We start from the raw sequence: 20,687 nt of genomic DNA on the forward strand, positions 1-20,687 counted from the left end.
ATGTAACCAACAGGCACTACTTACCGCTAATACAGCCATAAGACAAAAATCATTAAAAATCAATAGATAGAGATATTTTCATTGAATATTTTTGTTATAAAATATCAGGTCAAACCAGAGAGGAAAACGATAATTTGAGTAAGTTGTTTAGTTAGGGAGGTATTTGTTACTAATTGATTATCAATAGAAAAATAAAATCGCAACAATAAAGGTGAAATGTAACTGTATTCATAGTTTGTCGATATATTAAGTTTATTTAACCGTTGCTAAAAATAGAAAAAAGGTATTCAACACAATTAATTGCTTAATAAATAATATAAAGTATAAGCAGGCCATTAATTTCTTCCCCGCTTATGTTTTATATTTAAACCTGCGCTTCTAATTCCGTGGCGGCCAATTGTAACTGGTGCATTTGATAATAACGCCCTTGTTGCATCAGTAATTGATGATGAGTGCCATGTTCAACAATCTGACCGCGATTCAGTACCACAATTTTATCCGCCTCCACGACAGTAGACAGACGGTGAGCAATCACCACCAACGTAGTTTTATGCCGGATAGCGCTCAAGGCACGGTGAATAGCCTGCTCGGTACCTGAGTCAATATTTGCTGTAGCCTCATCCAGAATCAAAATTTCTGGGGTTTGTACCAGAACCCGTGCTAAGGCCAATAACTGTTTTTGCCCGACCGAGAGATTGTTTCCTTGTTCACCGAGCACCGTATTGATACCAGAAGACATGGCTTTAACCAACGTTTCTAACTGGGAAATGCGTAACGCTTCCCATACCTGTTCTTCGCTGATAGCGCGACCTAAGGCAACATTGCTATAAACCGTATCAGCTAATACCACGGGATCCTGTTGTACCATCGCCACGCCGGTACGTAACACCTGATGACTTAAGCTTTGTAAAGGACGATCGTCAAGGCAGATCTCCCCGCTGGAAAGCGGATAATAGCCCATCAGCAAATTAGCCAATGTGCTTTTACCACTACCGGTATGACCAACCAGAGCAATAAAGTCGCGGGATGCGGCTGATAAATTAATATCGCTTAGAACCGTTTTGTTTTGGTTATAGGAAAAACTCAGGTTACGAATATCAATTTTTCCTGATTGCAACGGCTGGTCGTCATTACCGTATTTCTGTTGTTCACCATCCATTAGTTCAAAAATACGTTCACCGGCGACAACCGCCTGTTGCATCATCGCCTGTTGAGAAGCCAGCTCAATCAGCGGTTCATTCAGTCGTGACAAATAGTTAATAAAAGCATATAGAACGCCAACGCCAATGGAACCTTCAGGGCTAAAGCCAAACAGCATCAGCAGACCGCTCAATACCAATGCAGAAATTAAACTTAGCAACGGACGTAACAGCAAGCTTTCCAAACGTAAGGTTTTCAAGCGCATCATATAGTGAGTACGGTTAGTTTCCCCCAGTTGCTCACCAAAACGAACCTGCTGACGGAATTGCTGCAATACCACCATGCCACCGATCGCTTCATTAAAACGATTATTAATATCTGCTAACAGGCTGCGTACTTGACGTATTACCGGCGTGCTATAACGCTGATAGATACTCATTAACACCAGCACGACAGGAAATATCGCCATGGCTACCAGCGCCATGCGCCAATCGAGGCTAAACATGGCAATCAACATCGCACTGATTAATGCTGCACTGCGAAGTACCGTTGCGACCACCGTGACATACAGGTCTTTAATCACTTCAGTATCGTTAGTCACTTTTGAGATTAACTGACCAACCGGTTGGGTATCAAAAATAGCGATAGGCTGTTTTAGCGCTGCGTCCATAACCTCACTACGGATAGTCTGTACTACCCCAACGGCGGCACGGTTAAACAGCAGGGCTTGATTGTAACGCAGGGCTGCCGCCAGTACCTGCAGCAGCAGAAACACCACGGCCAGCGCGGTTACTTTACCGAGTGGCATCATGTTTTTTGCCACCATATTATCAATAAAATAGCCGATCAGTACCGGACCGCAAACCTCGGCCCCTGCGGCTAACCACAGTAATAAAGCGGCAAGACTTAGTGGTTTACGATAAGGGGCACCATACGCCAATAGGCGTTTTAGCGTTGGCCATAATTGACGGAATTTCTGATTTTTATTGGTCGTCATATTACTCATCCAATGCCGCTTCCAGTTGCTGATAGCGGTACATATTGCGATACCATCCTGCCTGCTCCGCCAGTGCTGAATGTGAGCCGCGCTGGGCTACATGGCCATCCTGTAGTACCAAAATTTCATTGGTATACAACAATCCTGAGAGTCTATGTGCACTGATAATGAGGGTACGATCTTTGCCCCATTGACGTAAATTTTGCAGGATCTGATACTCAGTACGACCATCTACCGCAGAAAGTGCATCGTCGAGGATCAATATTTCACTTTCCATTAATAACGCTCTGGCTATGGCTATTCGCTGTTTCTGGCCGCCAGAGAGCATAACGCCGCGTTCACCTACCTCGGTCTGATACCCCAACGAGAGATTCAAAATATCTTCATGTACACAGGCCAACGCGGCAGCGTGCTCAATCTCATCCTGCGTAGCCTGCGGATAACCCAGTGCAATGTTTTCAGCAATGGTGGCAGAAAACAGGAATGGCATCTGGCTAACCACGGATAGACGAGCACGCCATTCATCCAGCTTTATCTGCCGAAGCGGTAATGAGTGATAGAAAATATCCCCTTCCGTGACGTCAAACTGGCGTTGAATCAAGGCCAATAGCGAGCTTTTACCGGAACCGGTCGGGCCACATAGCCCCAAGGTTTTTCCGGGCTCCAGACTTACATGGATATCCTCCAATGACGCTTTTTCCGTCAGAGGATAGTGAAAACGTTGAATGCTTATATCCAATACGCCACGACTAGGCGGTAAGTCCAAATCGCCGTCCGTAACTTCAGGCTTCTCTTCCAGCAGGCTGGAGATACGCCCGTAAGCCGCACTCCCCCGCTCAACAATATTAAACATCCATGCCAGCGCTAACATCGGCCAAATCATCAGGCCCAAATACATCACAAAACTGGTTAACTGCCCCAGCGTCATCTGATTATGAATCACCATCCAGCTACCGCCGCCAATCGCTAGCATATTGGCACAAGCAACCGCCAGATAGATGGTGGGGTCAAAGCGGGCATCAACTCTCGCCACATGCATATTTTTGGTGCCGGCATCGGTAGCAACATCAGAAAACAGCTTTGACTGGTAATTCTCTAGGCCAAATGCCTTAATCATCCGAATGCTGGTCAGGCTTTCTTGAGTGCGGTCATTTAATGATGAAAATGCCGCCTGCGCCACCCGAAAACGGTTATGTAATTCATCACCATAACGTTTAATGAAAATCGCCATAATCGGCATGGGAAGTAATGATAGCAGCGTCAATTGCCAGCTAATTTGGACGCTCATCACCACCAATACCGCACACCCCATCACCAGTGAATCCACTAGGGTTAATACCCCTTCTCCCGCAGCAAACACCACCCGATCGACATCATTAGTGGCTCTAGCAATTAAATCACCGGTACGATGGCGCAGGTAAAAATTGGGATGTTGACGACTCAGTTGACGATAAAAATTATTACGCAGCTCAACCGCAAGTAGATAAGAGGCACCAAATAACAACACGCGCCATACGTAACGCAACAAGTAAATAACGACTGCGGTGCCAACGATCAGACCAATCCACATCATGAGGGTATAACCATCCATCTGGCGATGGGTGATACCGTCAACAATCGTACCTACCAGCTTGGGAGGCAACAGTTGCATCAGGGCAATGGTGATAAGAAGTGTCACTGCACCTAAATAGCTTTTCCACTGTAAAACAAAAAACCAGCGCAATTGAGAGAACAGTTTCACTATATTAATCCGGTCATAAGGCAATCATCAGGGGACTGCGTTAATTTAAATTCAACATCTTCAGCGGCGAAAGGATACCATTTCCAGCATAGCCAAATGAAATTATTTCTCATTTAGCTATTAAAAATAGCCCTATTCTGCAATAGGTAAACAGGTGGTGAGCTTGATCTCTTCCATGGCAAAACTGGATGTCACATCACTAAGCCCGCTCACGCTATTAACCAGCCGCTTATAAAAGTTGTCAAAGCTCTTCATATCGGCAACCTGAACGCGCATCAGATAATCATATTCACCAGCCATGCGGTAAAAGGCCATCACTTCAGGCATATCTTCTACACAGTCTACAAAGCTTTGATACCAGTCACGACTGTGACACTGGGTTTTTATCAGTACAAAAGCCGTCAGGCTCAACCCTAGCTTTTCTGCATCTAACAGCGCGACCTTATGGCGAATATATCCCTCATCTTCCAGCCTTTTCAGGCGCTTCCAACAGGGTGTAGAAGTCAGGCTAACCTCATCCGCTAGCGTCTGAAGTGACAGCGTGCAATCCTTTTGTAACAGGGTCAGAATTTTTCGGTCAATTTTATCTAACACATCGGCCTCGGAGAGAAATATTTTCTACCATATGACGATTATACAGTAAAAATAGCAATAATTTTTCCTATCAACGCGGTTAATCTATCAGTATAGACTCACAACCTGCCCAGCAGGTTATCCATACGCTGTCATCAGAGGAAAAGAATATGAATCGCCAATGGGTTAAACAAGCTATCAGTGAAATCGAAGCCGATTTTCAACGTTCTGCCGATACGCACTTGATCCGTTTGCAGCTTCCTCAGTTTCCCGGTATTCATCTTTATCTGAAAGACGAAAGCACGCATCCTACCGGTAGCCTGAAACACCGTCTGGCCCGCTCGCTGTTTTTATATGGCCTGTCTAACGGCTGGGTAAAGCAGGATACCACCATTATTGAAGCCTCATCGGGCAGCACTGCGGTATCTGAAGCCTACTTTGCGCGTTTACTGGGCCTGCCATTTATTGCCGTTATGCCAGATTGTACCGCCAAGCGAAAAATAGAGTTGATTGAGTTTTACGGTGGTCGCTGTCATTTCGTAAAACATCCATCAGAGATTTATGAAGCATCGGAACGTTTGGCAAAAGAACTTAATGGTCACTATATGGACCAGTTTACCTATGCTGAACGAGCTACCGACTGGCGCGGTAATAACAATATCGCCGACAGTATTTTCCGCCAGATGCAGCGGGAACCTCATACTATCCCAAACTATATCGTGATGAGTGCCGGTACCGGTGGTACCTCCGCAACGCTGGGTCGCTACATTCGATATCAGGGATACGACACCCGACTGGTGGTAGTCGACCCGGAAAATTCGGTGTTCTATAACTATTACCAAACGAACGATCGTACATCATCCTCCGAGTGTGGTAGCCGCATTGAAGGTATTGGTCGCCCACGTGTTGAGCCTTCATTTATTCCACAGGTTATTGACGAAATGGTGCAAGTTCCTGATGCCGCCAGTATCGCCACCATTCTCTGGCTGGAAAAGATCTTGGGCCGTAAAACCGGTGCCTCCACCGGTACCAACGTCTGGGGTGCATTGCAGTTGATGAAACGCATGCGCGACAAAGGTGAAACCGGTGCGATTGTTACTCTGCTGTGTGACAGTGGTGAGCGATATTTGGATACTTATTATAATCCGGAGTGGGTGAAGCAAAATCTTGGGAATTTAAGTGAGTATCAGAGATTATTACTAGACCTATGATTTTTAAATCAAATTTAGCTACGAATCAATTTCGTCCACGATAAGTACCGTGTCTGAATAAACACTTATACCAGTGGCCTAGCAAGGGGCGTTAAAAGGCGAACGCGCCTTCGCCCCCGAATTCAGGTCGCTAAAGCGACTTCCCTCCACCTTTATTCGGGCTCACGCACCGGCGCAGAGCCGTTCCCGACGTCGCTGCGCCTCGACTGGCCTCCGTGCCAGTCGTGCTACCCTCATTCAGTTGTCGGCTGAATTCATTTTTCTAAATTAATATCCACCTTCTCCAACTTTACCTTCCGCTTAATCGTCAACGAAGCCCCCATCGAAGCCACGATCACCGCAAACAGCCCCATCCATTGCATTGAGGAAAGGGTTTCATTGAGGAAAATTAGCCCCGAAAGCGCACCAATTGCTGGCTCCAGACTGGTCAGGGTGCCAAAGGTTTGAGCGGGAAGTCGAGTCAGGGCAACCATCTCCAAAGAATATGGTAATGCCGTAGACAGAATCGCGACACCAATAGCCACCGGCAATAATGATAACGTAAACAGATCGCTACCCGCATGGGCAACCCCGATGGGAACCGCTATGATGGTGGCTACCAGTGCGCCTAACGCCACCGAACGGGTGCCGTAATTGGCGCCAGCACGTTGACCAAATACGATATACAACGCCCAGAAGAAACCAGCCCCTAACGCACAACAGGCACCTACCGGATCGATACCATTCACCGACTGTCGCAGCGGTAGCAGTAAGCCCAATCCGACAATCACCAGACCAATCCAGAGGAAGTCCACCACCCGACGAGAAGAACACATTGCCACCGCCAGCGGTCCAATAAACTCTAATGCAACCGCAATTCCTAAAGGCACCGTTCTCAGAGACATGTAAAACAGTAGGTTCATCCCGCCAAGGGATAGACCATACGCCACCAGCCACCAACGTGCACCGGGAGCAGGTATACGGGTGGTATGTTTACGCCACGGGCGTAAAAAAATCATCAAAATAATGGTACCCAGAAACAGGCGATAGGCCGTTACTCCCTGAGCGCCAACCGCAGGAAACAGCGTTTTCGCCAACGCCGCACCACCCTGAATAGATAATATGGCAATAAGCAGCAAAATGATGGGAACTAATACAGGTGACTTTTTATCTTTCAAAGACATATAAATACTTAACCGTCCTTCAGCAATCAGGTTAGCCGAAAGAGCTTTTATTAACTAAGGATGGCAGGGCCAGAATAGCCACTATGATACCTGAATAACACAACGGGTTTACCCCGTCCGATAAAATAAAAACTGCCGATGATTATCTCGCCGGCAGTTTTTTATCGACAAACTGAATCGCTTATTTGTTGTATTTACGCATGACCAATGTGGCGTTAGTACCACCAAAACCAAAGCTGTTAGACATTGCCGTAGTTAATTCACGACGAGTCATTTTGGTCACAATATTCATACCAGCAGCCTGTTCATCCAGGTTTTCAATATTAATGCTTGGCGCAATAAAACCGTGTTCTACCATCAGTAAGGTATAGATAGCTTCGTGTACACCGGCCGCACCCAGTGCGTGACCGGTCATGGCTTTAGTAGAAGAAATTGCCGGTGTATTATCACCAAACACTTCACGAATCGCACCCAGCTCTTTCACATCACCAACCGGTGTGGAAGTACCGTGTACGTTAAGGTAGTCAATTGGGGTATCAACACCCTGCATTGCCATTCTCATACAGCGTGCAGCACCTTCACCTGATGGAGCAACCATATCGGCACCATCTGACGTTGCACCATAGCCTACGATTTCAGCATAGATGTGCGCGCCGCGCGCCAGAGCATGCTCCAGCTCTTCAACTACCACCATACCGCCACCACCAGAGATGACAAAACCGTCACGAGCGGAATCATAAGTACGAGAGGCTTTTTCCGGTGTATCGTTGTACTGAGTAGAAAGCGCGCCCATAGCATCAAATTCACAGGAGAGTTCCCAGCACAGCTCTTCACCGCCGCCAGCAAACACCACATCCTGCTTGCCCAGTTGAATCAGCTCAACGGCATGACCAATACAGTGTGCAGAAGTCGCACAGGCAGAACTGATTGAATAGTTAACACCACGAATTTTAAATGGTGTTGCCAGACAGGCAGAAACACCCGAGGCCATTGCTTTGGTCACCATGTAAGGACCAACGCCACGTAAACCACGAGAACGCATACCATCAGCGCCAGCAACCTGACTGCGTGGGGAACCACCGCCAGAACCAACCACTAACCCCGTACGCTCATTAGAAACCTGATTATCCGCTAATCCTGAATCTTGAATCGCTTCCTGCATAGAAAGATAGGCATAAATCGAAGCATCGCTCATGAAACGAGCAACTTTACGGTCAATTAACCCAGTGGTATCCAGCTTAATATTACCCCAAACATGACTACGCATGCCGGCATCTTGCAGTTCCTGAGCATGGGTAATACCAGAACGTCCTAACTCTAGAGACTCAAGGACCTCTTGTTTGTTATTACCAATACTAGAAATAACACCTAAACCGGTGATAACTGCACGTTTCATCTATTACCTCTGTTTTTACTTTATATAGCATGACGGAATTTGCATAACAGATTAGCTTACACTTGTAAGCTGAACAAGTCCGATCAGCAAAAAAGATGCAACAAAAGATGTTAATTTTCTGACGAGTCGTCCATCATTAAGCTCTCGCTAGCACTTGAACAGACGGTCTTTTAACGTGAATGACACCCCAATCCAACATGCTGACCTCAACTGGAACGAACAGGGTACACCTGTTTCCCGAGAATTTGATGACGTCTATTTTTCTAATCAAGATGGTCAGGAAGAGACAAGATATGTTTTTCTAACGGGCAATGGCATTCCTGAAAGATTCTCTGAGCATAAAAAGCGTTGTTTTACCGTGGCTGAAACCGGATTTGGCACTGGACTCAATTTTCTTACCTTATGGCATGCTTTTCGTCAGTTCCAGACAAACCATCCGGAAGCGCCGCTAAAACATCTGCATTTCATCAGCTTTGAAAAATTTCCTTTGCGGCGTGCAGATTTACAGCAGGTTCATCAGACATGGCCCAAATTTTCATCATTATGTGAACAACTACAGCAGCAGTGGCCTTCTGCCCTGCCCGGCTGCCATCGGTTACTATTGGATGATGGACGAGTAACCCTTGACCTATGGTTTGGTGACGTTAATACACTGCTACCTCAGCTTGATGACAGCACTAATGGAAAAGTAGATGCTTGGTTTCTCGATGGTTTTTCCCCCTCTAAAAACCCGGAGATGTGGACCCCTTTATTGTTTCAACAGATGGTCAGGCTTGCCGCCGAACAGGGCACCTTTGCCACCTTCACTGCTGCCGGATTCGTTCGCAGGGGCTTAAAGGAAGCCGGCTTCGAGGTTTCACGCATTAAGGGATTTGGTCAGAAACGAGAAATGCTAGTGGGTGTACGCCAGCCTAACTTACCTCTTCAACAACCGCAAAATGCGCCTTGGTACACCAGCCCATGCGCCCAACAACCTATGGATGTCGCGATTATTGGTGGCGGTATCGCCAGTGCTATGACGGCCCTCGCCCTGCTACGTCGCGGGGCGAGGGTCACTCTGTATTGTGCCAATGAACAACCGGTGCAGGGCGCATCAGGAAACTATCAGGGCGCTCTCTACCCACTATTAGGGCGGGAGCAAAATCCAATGACCCGCTTCTTTAGCCATGCGTTTACCTTTGCTCGCCAACGCTATGACAGCCTGTTAAGTGAAGGTATACGGTTTGATCATCAATGGTGTGGCGTGATCCAACTGGGCTATAACGATAAGAGCCGTAATAAGAATGAAGCCATTCTGACATCCGCCCCTTTACCAGAGATTGCCCACCAACTGTCACAGCAGCAGGCCGAAACGTTATGTGGAATGCCTACCGGCTGTGGAGGTATCCACTATCCTTTAGGAGGATGGCTCTCTCCCTATCAGTTAACCACGAATGCATTACGTCATGCACAAACTCTCGGCATGACAGCCTATTACAAACATACTCTTGTGGCGTTAGAAAACCTTGAACAAGGCTGGGAGTTAACGTTTAGCCACGGGAAAAGGACCCAGCATGCTACCGTCATTTTAGCTAACGGTTATCAGGTAACTGAATTTGATCAAACCAATCAGCTACCACTAACACCGGTACGCGGTCAGGTAACACAAGTTCCAACCAGTTCAGAGTTAAGTCAGCTAAAACAGGTGCTTTGCTATGATGGCTATATGACACCGGTGGATGCAAATCATCAATACCATTGCATTGGTGCCAGCTATGAAAGGGGCGATAGTCAAACAGATTACCGTCAGGCAGAACAACAAGAAAATCACCAGCGCTTGCTAAATTGTTTACCAGAAATTGACTGGCCCCGACATATTGATATTAGCGATGGGTTAGCCCGATGCAGCGTGCGTAGCGCCATCCGTGACCATTTACCCATGATGGGCGCTGTCGCGAATTACTCACGATTGCTCGAGGCCTACCTACATCTTCAACTCAGACTAAAACGCGGGGAAAAAGTGGAGCAGGCTCCCGTATGGCCGGGGTTGTATATGATTAGCGGTTTAGGGTCTCGAGGACTTTGCTCCGCCCCTCTGCTGGCAGAAACGCTCGCAGGGCAGATCTTTAATGAGCCGTTGCCACTGCCTGCGGATATTTTAGCTGCGCTGAATCCAAATCGACTTTGGGTAAGAAAGCTACTGAAAGGAACACCACTGTAAGTCATATTGGGTTCGGACATGTCATGCGGTTAGTCCGAACCCCAAAAAATAAAATAAATTATTCCACTTTCTGCCGTAAACTTTTCCACAAATTGAAAACCAATACCCGATCCGGTGGAGAGAGTTCACCGCCTTTAATGGCTTTATCCAAGCTTTGTTCAATCAGTTGTGCATAATCGTTCAAACAGCTACTACCTAGCTCTTCAGCCTGAGCCGCCGCTAACGTAATATGACCGCGCAAATAACCTCCTGCAAACAGTTCATCATCGCTGGCATGTTCAACGTTACTATCGATCAAAGCCAGTATCCGGTTTTCTAATTCTGCAATCATGCGGTTTCTCTACTTGGTTAATAATATATCGGGCTGCAAAAAGTCCGTTTGAATTTAAGACCAGAGCGAATTAATTACACCAGCCTGTAGGGTATTCTGGATAAGGGAAATCGGCCGCCGTTAATGGTTTAGTCTGGTAAAATTTTTGTAACGCCTGAATAAAACGTGCTGGCCGCTCTGGAATTCCCTTCTCCAGATATTCCATTATCTGAGCATGGACCTTACGCTGAAAAGCGATACGATCAGGCTGAAAATCCCCTTCGAGATTATCGCAACTCACGTTGAATGGATAACCCGATGCCACACAGAAAAGCCAGTCAAAAGCCTGCGGTTTAATTTCCACCACTTCAAACTCGGACTGCTTATCGGCACTGCGCCCATCCGGGCAATACCAATAACCGTAGTCCACTTGCTGACGGCGCTGCTCTCCGGCAATACACCAGTGAGAAATTTCATGAAAAGCACTGGCGTAGAATCCGTGGGCAAAAACCACCTGATGATAAGGCGTTTTATCATCTGCAGGCAGATAGATAGGTTCATCATCGCCCTGAATCAATTTAGTCTGGTAATCTGTACCAAAAGTTTGCTCAAACAGATCGATAAGATCCTGAGGATTATGTTGTCTGGTCAATTAACGTCACTCTGTTTTAAGAGGGTGTATCCCTACTGTTTTATTAGAAAAAACCTGCAACCCACTGATGAATTTCAGCACTGTGGTTATCATAAATTAGTTTACAGCTCATCACGAACGATACCGTAATCAGCATTGGTCGTATCAACGTTTGCCCTTTGGTCAACACCATGCGAGCACCACTACGGGCACCGATAACCTGACCGCACAACATCACTAAGCCTACGCTCCACACCACCTTCCCCCCCAGAATAAAAAACAGCAGTGAAGCTAGATTAGAAGTGAAATTCAACACTTTGGCATGAGCCGTGGACTTGGTCAGATTGAAGCCGCGCAGTGTAACATAGGCTAATGCAAAGAAAGAACCGGCACCGGGACCAAAAAAGCCATCGTAAAAACCTACGCAAAATCCGGCCACGAAGGCAAAAGGCCAGGTGGTTAAGCGTTGCTGGCGATCTGATTCCCCGACTTTGGGGCTAAAAATAAAATAGAGGCCAATAGCAATGACTAACAGCGGCAGAATAGAACGTAAAATATCTGCCTCAATATGCTGAATAAGAATGGCGCCAAACATGGCGCCAATAAACGTCAGCAAAATAGCCCATCGCTGATCTTTTAAATCCACCGCTTTCTGGCGGATAAAATAGAGGCTGGCAGAAAACGATCCACCTATGGACTGTAGTTTATTCGTGGCAAGCGCTTGGGCTGGCGGAATACCGACTGACAAGAGTGCAGGCAAGGTAATCAGCCCACCGCCCCCCGCAATGGAGTCAATAAATCCAGCCAGCATTGCGACAAAAAATAAAATCAGATAGATCTCAACGCCGAGCGGAAGCCACTCCATGTATTATTCTGCCTTAAAATTATTAACTATTAATGCCTTACATGCTGCCGGTGGCTCTGGAATCACCGGGTCTTTAGGTTTAGCGTTTGGTAATTTAGCCGGTGCTTCCAACCAACTGGTCAGTTCTTCTCCACAGCCGTCACCCACAGGAATAGCAGCCTGCTCTTCACACTCTCGGCTATCCGCCGGGCAGCGTAAACGCACGTGCATATGGGCCCGATGACCAAACCATGGGCGAACTTTACGCAACCAAGTACGGTCAGTTCCGGCGGTTTGGCACAGCTTCTGCTTGATGGCCGGATGAATAAATATACGCGTAACATCACGATCGTTGGCGGCCAATTTAATGAGTTCACCAATTTGTGGCTGCCACAGGCTTTCTACCACTCGCTTACCATCACCGGAAACTAAATCAATGGCTTTTGGATTTAAAAGTTGAGAGGCACTCCAGCGTGACGTTGGCAGTTGCAGCCAAATATCCACATCTAGGCCGCTTTGGTGGCTGGCATGCCCGGTAGCAAAACGCCCACCGGCAGGCATCCCCATATCACCTACCAACACATTACCTAACCCATTCGCCTGAGTTTCACTGGTTAAACGTTCAATAAACGACAGCAGGTCTGGATGGCCAAAATAGCGTAACTGCTGGCTACGCATCACCTGATATCCTTCTCCCTGCAATGCCAAAGGTTGTGCACCAATGATACAACCGTTAGAGAAACCACCAATAGACTGAGGTGTTCCCGCAACCGGTTCTTTAACCGACTGCCATGGCGTTGCTGCCGTTACGGTAGCGGCACTAAAGGCTAATACTGCCGCGACTAAAAACCACTTTTTCATTACCAATTTCCTTACCAACGTGGAACATCTGATTTCACGTCATTGCACTGTGCGCGATTACGCATCAAGTGATCCATTAAAACAATTGCCATCATCGCTTCCGCGATCGGCACCGCTCGAATACCAACACAAGGGTCATGACGACCACGGGTAATCATTTCTACTGCTTCGCCCTGCTTATTGATCGTCCGTCCAGGGATAGTAATGCTGGACGTTGGTTTCAGCGCAATATTAGCAATAACTTGCTGACCACTGCTGATACCACCAAGAATACCACCAGCGTGGTTGCTCAAGAACCCTTCTGGTGTAATCTCATCACGATTTTCACTGCCGCGTTTATTCACAACGGCAAAACCATCACCAATCTCTACCCCTTTCACCGCATTAATGCTCATCAAAGCATGAGCCAAATCGGCATCCAAACGGTCAAAAACCGGTTCTCCTAATCCAACGGGAACGGCATCCGCCACCACCGTCACTTTGGCACCAACCGAGTCACCCGCCTTTCTTAATTCGCGCATCAATTCATCCAGCGCTTCCAGACGATCGGCATCAGGACAGAAAAAAGGATTCTGTTCTATCTGATCCCAATCTTTTAACTCACAGCGAATATCACCCATTTGTGATAGATAACCACGAACCTGAATGCCAAACTGCTGCTGCAAATATTTTTTAGCAATCGCCCCAGCAGCTACGCGCATCGCTGTTTCACGCGCAGAAGAACGACCGCCGCCACGATAGTCACGCAGGCCGTATTTTTGCTGATAAGTGTAGTCAGCATGGCCTGGGCGAAACAGATCTTTAATTTCGCCATAGTCTTGTGAACGCTGATCGGTATTTTCTATCAACAAGCCAATGGGAGTGCCGGTTGTTACCCCTTCAAATACGCCGGATAAGATACGAACACTGTCAGGTTCACGACGCTGAGTGGTATAGCGGGAAGTACCAGGACGACGACGATCCAGATCGTGCTGTAGGTCAGCCTCCGTCAACGGAATACCGGGAGGTACCCCATCAACAATACATCCCAATGCAACACCGTGTGATTCACCAAATGTCGTCACACGGAATAATTCTCCAATACTGTTCCCTGCCATCACAGCTCCTTAGCTGTTATTTATCATCAGAGCGTTCAAGAGCCCGGTAAAGTGATTGTCGTGACAAATTAGTCACGATAAAGACGAAAATGTTCGCTGCATGCCAGCAATTGATCGCGAGTTAACATAAATACACCATCACCACCGCACTCAAATTCCAGCCAAGTAAATGGAATATCCGGGTATTCGTCCATCAAATGCACCATGCTGTTACCCACTTCGCAAATCAGTACGCCGCCTTCATTCAGATAATCTGGCGCTCGAGCCAGTATACGACGCACTAACTTTAAGCCATCGGTTCCCGCCGCCAGCCCCAGCTCCGGCTCATAACGGAACTCTTTCGGCAAATCGGACATATCTTCCGCATCGACATAAGGTGGGTTGGTTACGATCAGATCGTATTTTACCGGTGGCATATCGCGGAACAGGTCAGAACGAATGGGCGTAACGCGATGTTCCATACGATGGGCTTCGATATTTTGTTCTGTTACCGCTAGCGCATCAGCAGAAATATCAACGGCATCGACTTCAGCCTCAGGGAAAGCATAAGCACAGGCTATTGCAATACAACCGCTGCCGGTACACATATCGAGAATAGTCTGAGGTTCCTGAGTAATCAGCGATTCAAAACAATGATTAATCAGTTCACCAATGGGGGAACGAGGCACTAATACGCGTTCATCAACAAAAAATTCGTGACCCGCAAACCAAGCTTTATTGGTCAGATAAGCCACCGGTAAACGCTCGTTTACCCGACGAATAACTCGTTCAACAATGCGCTGACGTTCACTGAGCGTCAGACGAGAAAAATACATTTCCGGCGGAATATCCAGCGGCAGGAACAGTGTTGGCAGTACCAGTTGAACGGCTTCATCCCATGGGTTATCCGTTCCATGTCCATAATAAATACTTGCCGCATTAAAACGACTGACGGACCAACGCAGCATATCCTGAATGGTATGCATGTCGTTAACCACTTCATCTACAAAAATTTTGTCCAATGCGCCCTCCGGCAAGGAATAGAATATGCAAATAACCCCCTAGTTTGCCACGAAGCGTGTAACAAATCAGCTGTAATCAAATGTAATTCAGCTGTCCGTTCAGCACAAATATTGATACTCATTTTATATCTAACGTAGACAGAACGCGCTATCGGGTTACACTAAGCATTATCTTTTATCATATTTAGCCAATTTTGAACTCTTGAAGAAAAATAAATTTACCTTATCAGATGAAGAATATGCGTTATTTCGGGATTCCGTTCGCGGAGTGAAACCCCTGCGCCAAGATAAGGCCCTTCATCGCATCAAACCCAAAGTGAAGAAACGGCCGGTAGAACGTCTACTCCAAGAACAGATGGATGCCAGTTTCTATTTCTCTGATGAATTTCAACCGCTACTGAGTGAAGATAGCCCGATCCGCTACGTGCGCCCCGACGCCAATAGCTATGAAGTTAAAAAACTCAGACGCGGTGATTATTCGCCAGAGCTGTTTCTTGACCTGCACGGGCTTACGCAATTAGAGGCTAAACAGGAGTTGGGGGCGCTCATCGCCGCCTGCCGTCGGGAGCATATTCATTGCGCCTGCATTATGCATGGCTACGGCACCTATGTGCTGAAACAGCAGACGCCTCTTTGGCTAGCACAGCACCCGGATGTTGTAGCCTTTCATCAGGCACCTAAAGAGTTTGGTGGTAACGCCGCCATACTAGTTCTGATTGCTCAGGAAACAACGGAAGAACCGTCCTTATTCTGACTTCACGCTATTTTCACCTACACGGGTTAATCTGCTGGAAAATCTGGTTAGAGCAACCTCGGGGAATGGCCGATATGAGTAAAATACATCGAATAATCAATAACGCTATCTGGTTTACACTTTTTGGGCCGTTAGTTGGATTGATAATTGCAATACCCACCATATACATCAATATGGATTATCCTTCCGATTATTTCCATGATCTTCCTAAATACCTGCTGATAGGCCTGTTGATCGCTTATATCTGGGGAAGTTTACCCGCATTAGCAACAGGAATCATTCTTGCCTGTTTACCGCCTTCATATCAAGGCCTTCCTCTTGCTGCGTTGATTGGTGCTTTGGCTTCGGCACTACTTCCGATTACCGCATTTATTATTGTTGGCTATGGCATTGATATGCTATTAATTTCTGTTTTATGCGGAACCCTCTCATCGGTAGTCGTGTATCAGTCCATTCACTACTTACCGGCTATCAATTCACAGAAATAGCCACTACGGGTATCTGCCACATTCGGTATCACAACGCAGGACATTAATCTGTCCGTAAACCTCTCTGTATTATCGCGGCTGCTGAACCACGATTAATCTGATGAGGCATCAAATATGGATAGCATCCGAAATCGCGCCTGGCGGCTTTCACAAAACAAACGTAAAAAAACACCAGAGTGGTCGGGCAAAATACGACTATTGTGAAGAAAAGAACTGGAAGATGCTCTACACCCGTCATGTCAAGCTGGCAAGATCTGTGCAATTAGGTATTGAGTACCCCAGAATATCCAATACCCAACGAACGCTAAAAGCCAAGGAAGAGGCCTGACTGCCATATGAATGTGTTATTTATCTGTAGCCGTAACCAATGGCGAAGCCCTACCGCAGAACAGGTATGGCGTCGCCATCCTGAGCTTTCGGTTAAATCTGCTGGAACCAGTTGCAATGCCCGCAAGCCGTTAACCCCGACATTATTACGGTGGGCTGATGTTATTTGCGTTATGGAACAGAAACATAAAAACCGTATTGTGGCGGAATATCGGCGTCTGATAGCGCATAAAACCATTCACGTGCTGGATATTCCGGACGACTATCAATATATGGATCCGGAATTGGTTCGTTTGTTGGAGGAAGTGGTAGCACACAGGCTAGGACTCTAAGTTGGTCTTTCCGGCCGGGCGCTATGTCCGTTCAAACATATCTACTTTTACGGCCGGAATATCCAGAGGCTCATCTAAAAACGATTCAACAATTAATCTAACGAGCTTGGCGCTTGCTGCCAGTCAATGCTGCCATTGCCGGTTTCGGCATCCAGCGTGATCGCCGCCACAGCAGAAGTACCGAACATAGGTGGATAAATACCGCCGCAAAGTTCAGAGACCAGATAGCCCACCAGCGGTAAATGAGAAACCACCAATACGGAACCCACCCCATCTTGTGCCAGCGTCATCAGGTAATCAGCGGATAGCGTAGCATCTCCGCCCGGAGTCAGGGCTGAGAACGTTTCGATGGTAGAGGAAGGGGAGAGAGGAAATTCGTTTTTGACTACGTCCAACGTTTGCTGAGCCCGAACATAAGGGCTGACCAATACCCAATCAATTTCAGCAATTTTTTGCCGTAGCCAGAGCGCCATTTGGGCCGTTTCCTTGCGCCCACGTTCTGTTAAGCTGCGAGCCGGATCGCTGTCAGCATGATAACTGGCTTCACCATGCCGCATAATAAACACCTGCATGTTTGCTCCGTCCATTTATGGCTAACGCCGGTATTCCGGCGTTAGCGTTATTCTAAACTGTGCAATAAACTGGCGGCGATTAACGCAGGCCCAGTTGGAAAATCATGGTTTCGGCCTGACATGAGAATGTGAAATCAACACTCAGTTCAACGCCACCGGCAACGTCAGTTAAACGGCTTTCAATCAGGCAAGGCTCAGACTCGGTGGCCCGCGCTTTTTCTGTCAGCATTTTCAGCATGAGTTCGGCTTCGCCGCGATTGGTAAAAATATTTTGGTAAGACGCAGTGCAATCTGTGTTGTCCATCACGGTACCAACATCAACGCAACAACAAGCAGCAGTTTCTTGTGCATTACATTTTAATGAATCAGACATCGTACTCTTCTCCTGTGAATAAAACGGCTGAGTAGTCGTTTCATTTAAAACCTGAATGAGATCTAGCTCAAAATTTAATAATCTTTCCTATACTACTCTTCCTACCAAATTTACGCATGAGTTTTGTTATTGCCACATTAACCATATGGATAATTATTAATCACCCTTACCCATAGAATCAATATAATGAATTGATTATTCTAATTTTAATTATTTTTTACTTTGATATATGTTGAAGGATGTCTATTCAGTATGTAAAAAGTATTTACTTTTAAACAAAATATTAGGTCTTAATGCTTTCTAACCCCAATAATGGCCTTCAACTGGTCTAATCTGTCGCCATGACCTTACTCCCTACAATGCCGCCTCAATTATTACAATCCGTAATAATTCTTATAACTTTTTGAGATTTTGGTATGCACCACAAAAATATTTTAAGAAAGTCAGCATTGGCAATTGTTATCGCAGCAGTATCTTCTAATCTGTATGCTTCGGGCTTTCAGCTTCAAGAATCATCGGCTGCAGGATTGGGTCGTGCATTTTCCGGTGAAGGTGCTATTGCAGATAATGCAGCATCAGGCAGCCGTAACCCTGCATCAATGACGATGTTTGACCGCCCTACTTTTTCTGGTGGTGCCATTTACGTTCAGCCTACGGTAAAAATCAGCGGTACTTCACCGTCAGGCACAGACATGTCAGTTAGCGATATCACGCCGAATGAGTGGGTTCCCAACCTTCACTTTATCTACCCAATTAACGATCGTTGGGCTGTGGGTGGTTCTGCAACCAGCAACTTTGGCCTTGCTACTGAGTTTAGCGACGATTATACAGCCGGCCCTTTGGCGGGTAAAACTTCACTGAAAACCGGTAATCTTAATTTTAGTGCAGCCTACCGTATTAACGAATATTTCAGTTTTGGTGCTGGTTTTAATGCCATTTACGCTGAGGCAGAAATCAACCGCTATGCGGGTGAAAACAAAAACGGAATGCCAAAGGATACCGAAGTCGTCCATATGAAAGGCGACGAGTGGGGCTACGGCTGGAACGCCGGACTGCTATATGAAATTGATAAAGAAAACCGCATCGGTCTGAGCTATCGCTCTCAGGTAGACATCGACTTCAGCGGCGATTACAGCAGCGAACTACCATCTAAATATAATGCGTTACAGAAAGCGACTGGGATGCCGTGGGGAACCAATAGTCAAACCATTAACGGCGATTTGACCCTATCCCTACCTGAAATATGGGAACTGTCTGGATACCATAAAGTAGCACCAAAATGGGCGATGCATTATGGTTTAAGCTATACCAGTTGGAGCGAGTTTAAAGAACTCAATGCAACCGGTTCAGATGGGCAAACGCTGTTTTATAAGAAAGAAAACTTCCGTGATGCATACCGCATAGCATTAGGTACCACTTACTATCATGATGATACTTGGACATGGCGTGCCGGTATCGCATTTGACGACAGTGCTGCTCCTGCTGACACTCGTTCTATTTCTATCCCTGACCAAGACCGCTTATGGTTAAGTCTGGGATCAACTTATAACTTCACCAAAGATGCTTCAGTTGATGTTGGCGTATCTTATATGAACGGTCAGAAAGTGAAAATTGAAGAGAAATTGAACAATTCGGCCAAGAGCCCAACTTATACTTTCCATTCAGAAGGAAAGGCATGGCTATACGGTATCAACCTGAACTATACCTTCTAATTTCAGCCCTGCCGTTTTGTCTCTGACGCCACCCATAACGGGTGGCGTTATTTTTTGTTTAAACATTACCTGCATCACTACGCCTATCTATCACACAGACTTACTTATCGCACAAATAAAAAACCTCCGATAACAATCGCTGTTAATCGGAGGTCTACGATTTTTCAATCAAGGGATTAATTATTAATCGATATCATTCAATTGATCTTTCAGCGCATTCGCGTTTGGGTTCTTCTCAGCATCAACCTTACCGTCATTGACCAAGAAGTCATGGCGTTGGAAGTAAGCTTCACGAACAAAGATATACGGATCTGGTGAGTTAGCCAGCATCTGATCCTGATCGAGGAGTTGAGCGCGGCTTTCAATACCCTCAACGGTCCATTTACCCACAGAACCCCAGAAGGTTATCCAGCTTAGTACCGGATAAACATAATCCACATAACCACCACCTTCATCACGCAGGGTCGCAGAGCCATAAGCAGGTAATACGGCATAAGGCCCGTAAGGGACATCATAATGCCCCAACACCTGACCGAACGCTTTGTTATCGCCTTTTTTCAACTTGTCATTGGACATACCGGCAACATCGATAAAGCCGCCCATACCCAACAAAGTATTCACGAAAAAGCGGTTAAAATGGCGGAAACCATCATAAACGTTACCCTGTAAGAAATTGTTCACCATGCTCGCTGGCTCACCTAAGTTACTGGTGAAATTGCTGAGGCCATTACGCGCAGGCTGCGGCATATAATCACGCCATACCACCGCAACGGGGCGAACAACATACGGATCCATGAACTTATAGTTAAAATTGAACATGGAGCGGTTAAAACCTTCCAGTGGGTCCTGACGGGTTCCATCTTCGTTCAGGCTCCCACTGTTAGCACACCCGGTTAACATCACTCCGGCCAGTGCCATACTGATAAGACGGCGTTTCATTCTCTTCTCCCTAATATGCAGGCTT

At 46.5% G+C, this 20,687-nt stretch carries 20 protein-coding genes; 6 read left to right on the top strand and 14 right to left on the bottom strand.

Annotated features, from left to right (window positions below):
• Positions 1–364: 364 nt before the first annotated feature.
• From HYN51_RS10200 to HYN51_RS10210, 3 genes are all read right to left on the bottom strand, one after another.
• The gene (locus tag HYN51_RS10200; protein WP_108902028.1) at positions 365–2,137 is read right to left on the bottom strand and encodes a SmdB family multidrug efflux ABC transporter permease/ATP-binding protein; all 1,773 of its coding nucleotides are present in this window, start codon (positions 2,135–2,137) and stop codon (positions 365–367) included.
• A 1-nt stretch (position 2,138) separates the two neighbouring features.
• Positions 2,139–3,878, bottom strand: coding sequence for a SmdA family multidrug ABC transporter permease/ATP-binding protein (locus HYN51_RS10205; RefSeq protein WP_108899928.1), 1,740 nt, complete (start codon positions 3,876–3,878; stop codon positions 2,139–2,141).
• Between the two features lie 132 nt (positions 3,879–4,010).
• Positions 4,011–4,472 carry an Lrp/AsnC family transcriptional regulator gene (locus tag HYN51_RS10210; protein ID WP_108899929.1) on the bottom strand — a complete coding sequence of 154 codons (462 nt, stop codon included), beginning with the start codon at positions 4,470–4,472 and terminating at the stop codon, positions 4,011–4,013.
• 149 nt (positions 4,473–4,621) lie between these two features.
• Here HYN51_RS10210 and HYN51_RS10215 point away from each other — a divergent pair, with 149 nt between their 5' ends.
• The gene (locus tag HYN51_RS10215) at positions 4,622–5,662 is read left to right on the top strand and encodes a PLP-dependent cysteine synthase family protein (RefSeq protein WP_108899930.1); all 1,041 of its coding nucleotides are present in this window, start codon (positions 4,622–4,624) and stop codon (positions 5,660–5,662) included.
• Between the two features lie 254 nt (positions 5,663–5,916).
• Here HYN51_RS10215 and rhtA read toward each other — a convergent pair whose 3' ends face one another.
• On the bottom strand, positions 5,917–6,825 hold the full coding sequence (gene rhtA / locus HYN51_RS10220; protein ID WP_108899931.1) for a threonine/homoserine exporter RhtA: 909 nt from the start codon (positions 6,823–6,825) through the stop codon (positions 5,917–5,919).
• Positions 6,826–7,006: 181 nt separating this feature from the next.
• Positions 7,007–8,221, bottom strand: coding sequence for a beta-ketoacyl-ACP synthase I (gene fabB / locus HYN51_RS10225; protein ID WP_108899932.1), 1,215 nt, complete (start codon positions 8,219–8,221; stop codon positions 7,007–7,009).
• 175 nt (positions 8,222–8,396) lie between these two features.
• On the opposite strand from fabB, the gene mnmC reads away from it, so the two are divergent.
• Positions 8,397–10,421: a bifunctional tRNA (5-methylaminomethyl-2-thiouridine)(34)-methyltransferase MnmD/FAD-dependent 5-carboxymethylaminomethyl-2-thiouridine(34) oxidoreductase MnmC gene (gene mnmC / locus HYN51_RS10230; RefSeq protein ID WP_108899933.1), complete on the top strand. Its 2,025-nt coding sequence runs from the start codon at positions 8,397–8,399 to the stop codon at positions 10,419–10,421.
• Positions 10,422–10,479: 58 nt separating this feature from the next.
• Here mnmC and HYN51_RS10235 read toward each other — a convergent pair whose 3' ends face one another.
• The 6 genes from HYN51_RS10235 to prmB all read right to left on the bottom strand — a co-directional run bounded on the left by HYN51_RS10235 (position 10,480) and on the right by prmB (position 15,165).
• Positions 10,480–10,752, bottom strand: coding sequence for a YfcL family protein (locus HYN51_RS10235; RefSeq protein ID WP_108899934.1), 273 nt, complete (start codon positions 10,750–10,752; stop codon positions 10,480–10,482).
• A 70-nt stretch (positions 10,753–10,822) separates the two neighbouring features.
• Positions 10,823–11,383 carry an elongation factor P hydroxylase gene (locus HYN51_RS10240; protein ID WP_108899935.1) on the bottom strand — a complete coding sequence of 187 codons (561 nt, stop codon included), beginning with the start codon at positions 11,381–11,383 and terminating at the stop codon, positions 10,823–10,825.
• Positions 11,384–11,426: 43 nt separating this feature from the next.
• The gene (locus HYN51_RS10245) at positions 11,427–12,227 is read right to left on the bottom strand and encodes a sulfite exporter TauE/SafE family protein (protein ID WP_108899936.1); all 801 of its coding nucleotides are present in this window, start codon (positions 12,225–12,227) and stop codon (positions 11,427–11,429) included.
• A 3-nt stretch (positions 12,228–12,230) separates the two neighbouring features.
• On the bottom strand, positions 12,231–13,067 hold the full coding sequence (gene mepA, locus HYN51_RS10250) for a penicillin-insensitive murein endopeptidase (RefSeq protein ID WP_108899937.1): 837 nt from the start codon (positions 13,065–13,067) through the stop codon (positions 12,231–12,233).
• An 11-nt stretch (positions 13,068–13,078) separates the two neighbouring features.
• The gene (gene aroC / locus HYN51_RS10255) at positions 13,079–14,164 is read right to left on the bottom strand and encodes a chorismate synthase (protein WP_108899938.1); all 1,086 of its coding nucleotides are present in this window, start codon (positions 14,162–14,164) and stop codon (positions 13,079–13,081) included.
• Between the two features lie 68 nt (positions 14,165–14,232).
• Positions 14,233–15,165, bottom strand: a complete 933-nt coding sequence (gene prmB, locus HYN51_RS10260) for a 50S ribosomal protein L3 N(5)-glutamine methyltransferase (RefSeq protein WP_108899939.1) — start codon at positions 15,163–15,165, stop codon at positions 14,233–14,235.
• A gap of 202 nt (positions 15,166–15,367) precedes the next feature.
• Here prmB and smrB point away from each other — a divergent pair, with 202 nt between their 5' ends.
• From smrB to HYN51_RS10280, 3 genes are all read left to right on the top strand, one after another.
• Positions 15,368–15,919 carry an endonuclease SmrB gene (gene smrB, locus HYN51_RS10265; RefSeq protein WP_108899940.1) on the top strand — a complete coding sequence of 184 codons (552 nt, stop codon included), beginning with the start codon at positions 15,368–15,370 and terminating at the stop codon, positions 15,917–15,919.
• Between the two features lie 74 nt (positions 15,920–15,993).
• Complete coding sequence (locus HYN51_RS10270; RefSeq protein WP_157953026.1) at positions 15,994–16,407, top strand: hypothetical protein; 414 nt, start codon at positions 15,994–15,996, stop codon at positions 16,405–16,407.
• A 335-nt stretch (positions 16,408–16,742) separates the two neighbouring features.
• Positions 16,743–17,066: a low molecular weight protein tyrosine phosphatase family protein gene (locus HYN51_RS10280; RefSeq protein ID WP_108899942.1), complete on the top strand. Its 324-nt coding sequence runs from the start codon at positions 16,743–16,745 to the stop codon at positions 17,064–17,066.
• A 92-nt stretch (positions 17,067–17,158) separates the two neighbouring features.
• Here HYN51_RS10280 and sixA read toward each other — a convergent pair whose 3' ends face one another.
• Both sixA and HYN51_RS10290 read right to left on the bottom strand, forming a co-directional pair.
• Positions 17,159–17,638: a phosphohistidine phosphatase SixA gene (gene sixA, locus HYN51_RS10285; RefSeq protein WP_108899943.1), complete on the bottom strand. Its 480-nt coding sequence runs from the start codon at positions 17,636–17,638 to the stop codon at positions 17,159–17,161.
• A 79-nt stretch (positions 17,639–17,717) separates the two neighbouring features.
• The gene (locus HYN51_RS10290; protein ID WP_108899944.1) at positions 17,718–18,011 is read right to left on the bottom strand and encodes a YfcZ/YiiS family protein; all 294 of its coding nucleotides are present in this window, start codon (positions 18,009–18,011) and stop codon (positions 17,718–17,720) included.
• A 416-nt stretch (positions 18,012–18,427) separates the two neighbouring features.
• On the opposite strand from HYN51_RS10290, the gene fadL reads away from it, so the two are divergent.
• Positions 18,428–19,723, top strand: coding sequence for a long-chain fatty acid transporter FadL (gene fadL / locus HYN51_RS10295; RefSeq protein ID WP_108899945.1), 1,296 nt, complete (start codon positions 18,428–18,430; stop codon positions 19,721–19,723).
• A gap of 183 nt (positions 19,724–19,906) precedes the next feature.
• On the opposite strand, the gene mlaA is transcribed toward fadL, so the two are convergent.
• Positions 19,907–20,662 (bottom strand): phospholipid-binding lipoprotein MlaA, encoded by a 756-nt coding sequence (mlaA, locus tag HYN51_RS10300; RefSeq protein ID WP_108899946.1) that lies wholly within the window; start codon positions 20,660–20,662, stop codon positions 19,907–19,909.
• Positions 20,663–20,687 lie beyond the last annotated feature (25 nt).

The sequence above is a fragment of the Limnobaculum parvum genome (assembly GCF_003096015.2).
GTDB lineage: Bacteria > Pseudomonadota > Gammaproteobacteria > Enterobacterales > Enterobacteriaceae > Limnobaculum > Limnobaculum parvum.

Excerpts from the sequence above, each read along its gene's own strand:
- HYN51_RS10280 (WP_108899942.1), top strand. The coding sequence starts at position 16,743 with ATGAATGTGTTATTTATCTGTAGCCGTAACCAATGGCGAAGCCCTACC.
- HYN51_RS10245 (WP_108899936.1), bottom strand. The coding sequence starts at position 12,227 with ATGGAGTGGCTTCCGCTCGGCGTTGAGATCTATCTGATTTTATTTTTT.
- mlaA (WP_108899946.1), bottom strand. The coding sequence starts at position 20,662 with ATGAAACGCCGTCTTATCAGTATGGCACTGGCCGGAGTGATGTTAACC.
- fadL (WP_108899945.1), top strand. The coding sequence starts at position 18,428 with ATGCACCACAAAAATATTTTAAGAAAGTCAGCATTGGCAATTGTTATC.
- HYN51_RS10235 (WP_108899934.1), bottom strand. The coding sequence starts at position 10,752 with ATGATTGCAGAATTAGAAAACCGGATACTGGCTTTGATCGATAGTAAC.
- HYN51_RS10290 (WP_108899944.1), bottom strand. The coding sequence starts at position 18,011 with ATGTCTGATTCATTAAAATGTAATGCACAAGAAACTGCTGCTTGTTGT.
- mepA (WP_108899937.1), bottom strand. The coding sequence starts at position 13,067 with ATGAAAAAGTGGTTTTTAGTCGCGGCAGTATTAGCCTTTAGTGCCGCT.
- HYN51_RS10200 (WP_108902028.1), bottom strand. The coding sequence starts at position 2,137 with ATGACGACCAATAAAAATCAGAAATTCCGTCAATTATGGCCAACGCTA.
- HYN51_RS10270 (WP_157953026.1), top strand. The coding sequence starts at position 15,994 with ATGAGTAAAATACATCGAATAATCAATAACGCTATCTGGTTTACACTT.
- aroC (WP_108899938.1), bottom strand. The coding sequence starts at position 14,164 with ATGGCAGGGAACAGTATTGGAGAATTATTCCGTGTGACGACATTTGGT.
- fabB (WP_108899932.1), bottom strand. The coding sequence starts at position 8,221 with ATGAAACGTGCAGTTATCACCGGTTTAGGTGTTATTTCTAGTATTGGT.
- HYN51_RS10215 (WP_108899930.1), top strand. The coding sequence starts at position 4,622 with ATGAATCGCCAATGGGTTAAACAAGCTATCAGTGAAATCGAAGCCGAT.
- sixA (WP_108899943.1), bottom strand. The coding sequence starts at position 17,638 with ATGCAGGTGTTTATTATGCGGCATGGTGAAGCCAGTTATCATGCTGAC.
- rhtA (WP_108899931.1), bottom strand. The coding sequence starts at position 6,825 with ATGTCTTTGAAAGATAAAAAGTCACCTGTATTAGTTCCCATCATTTTG.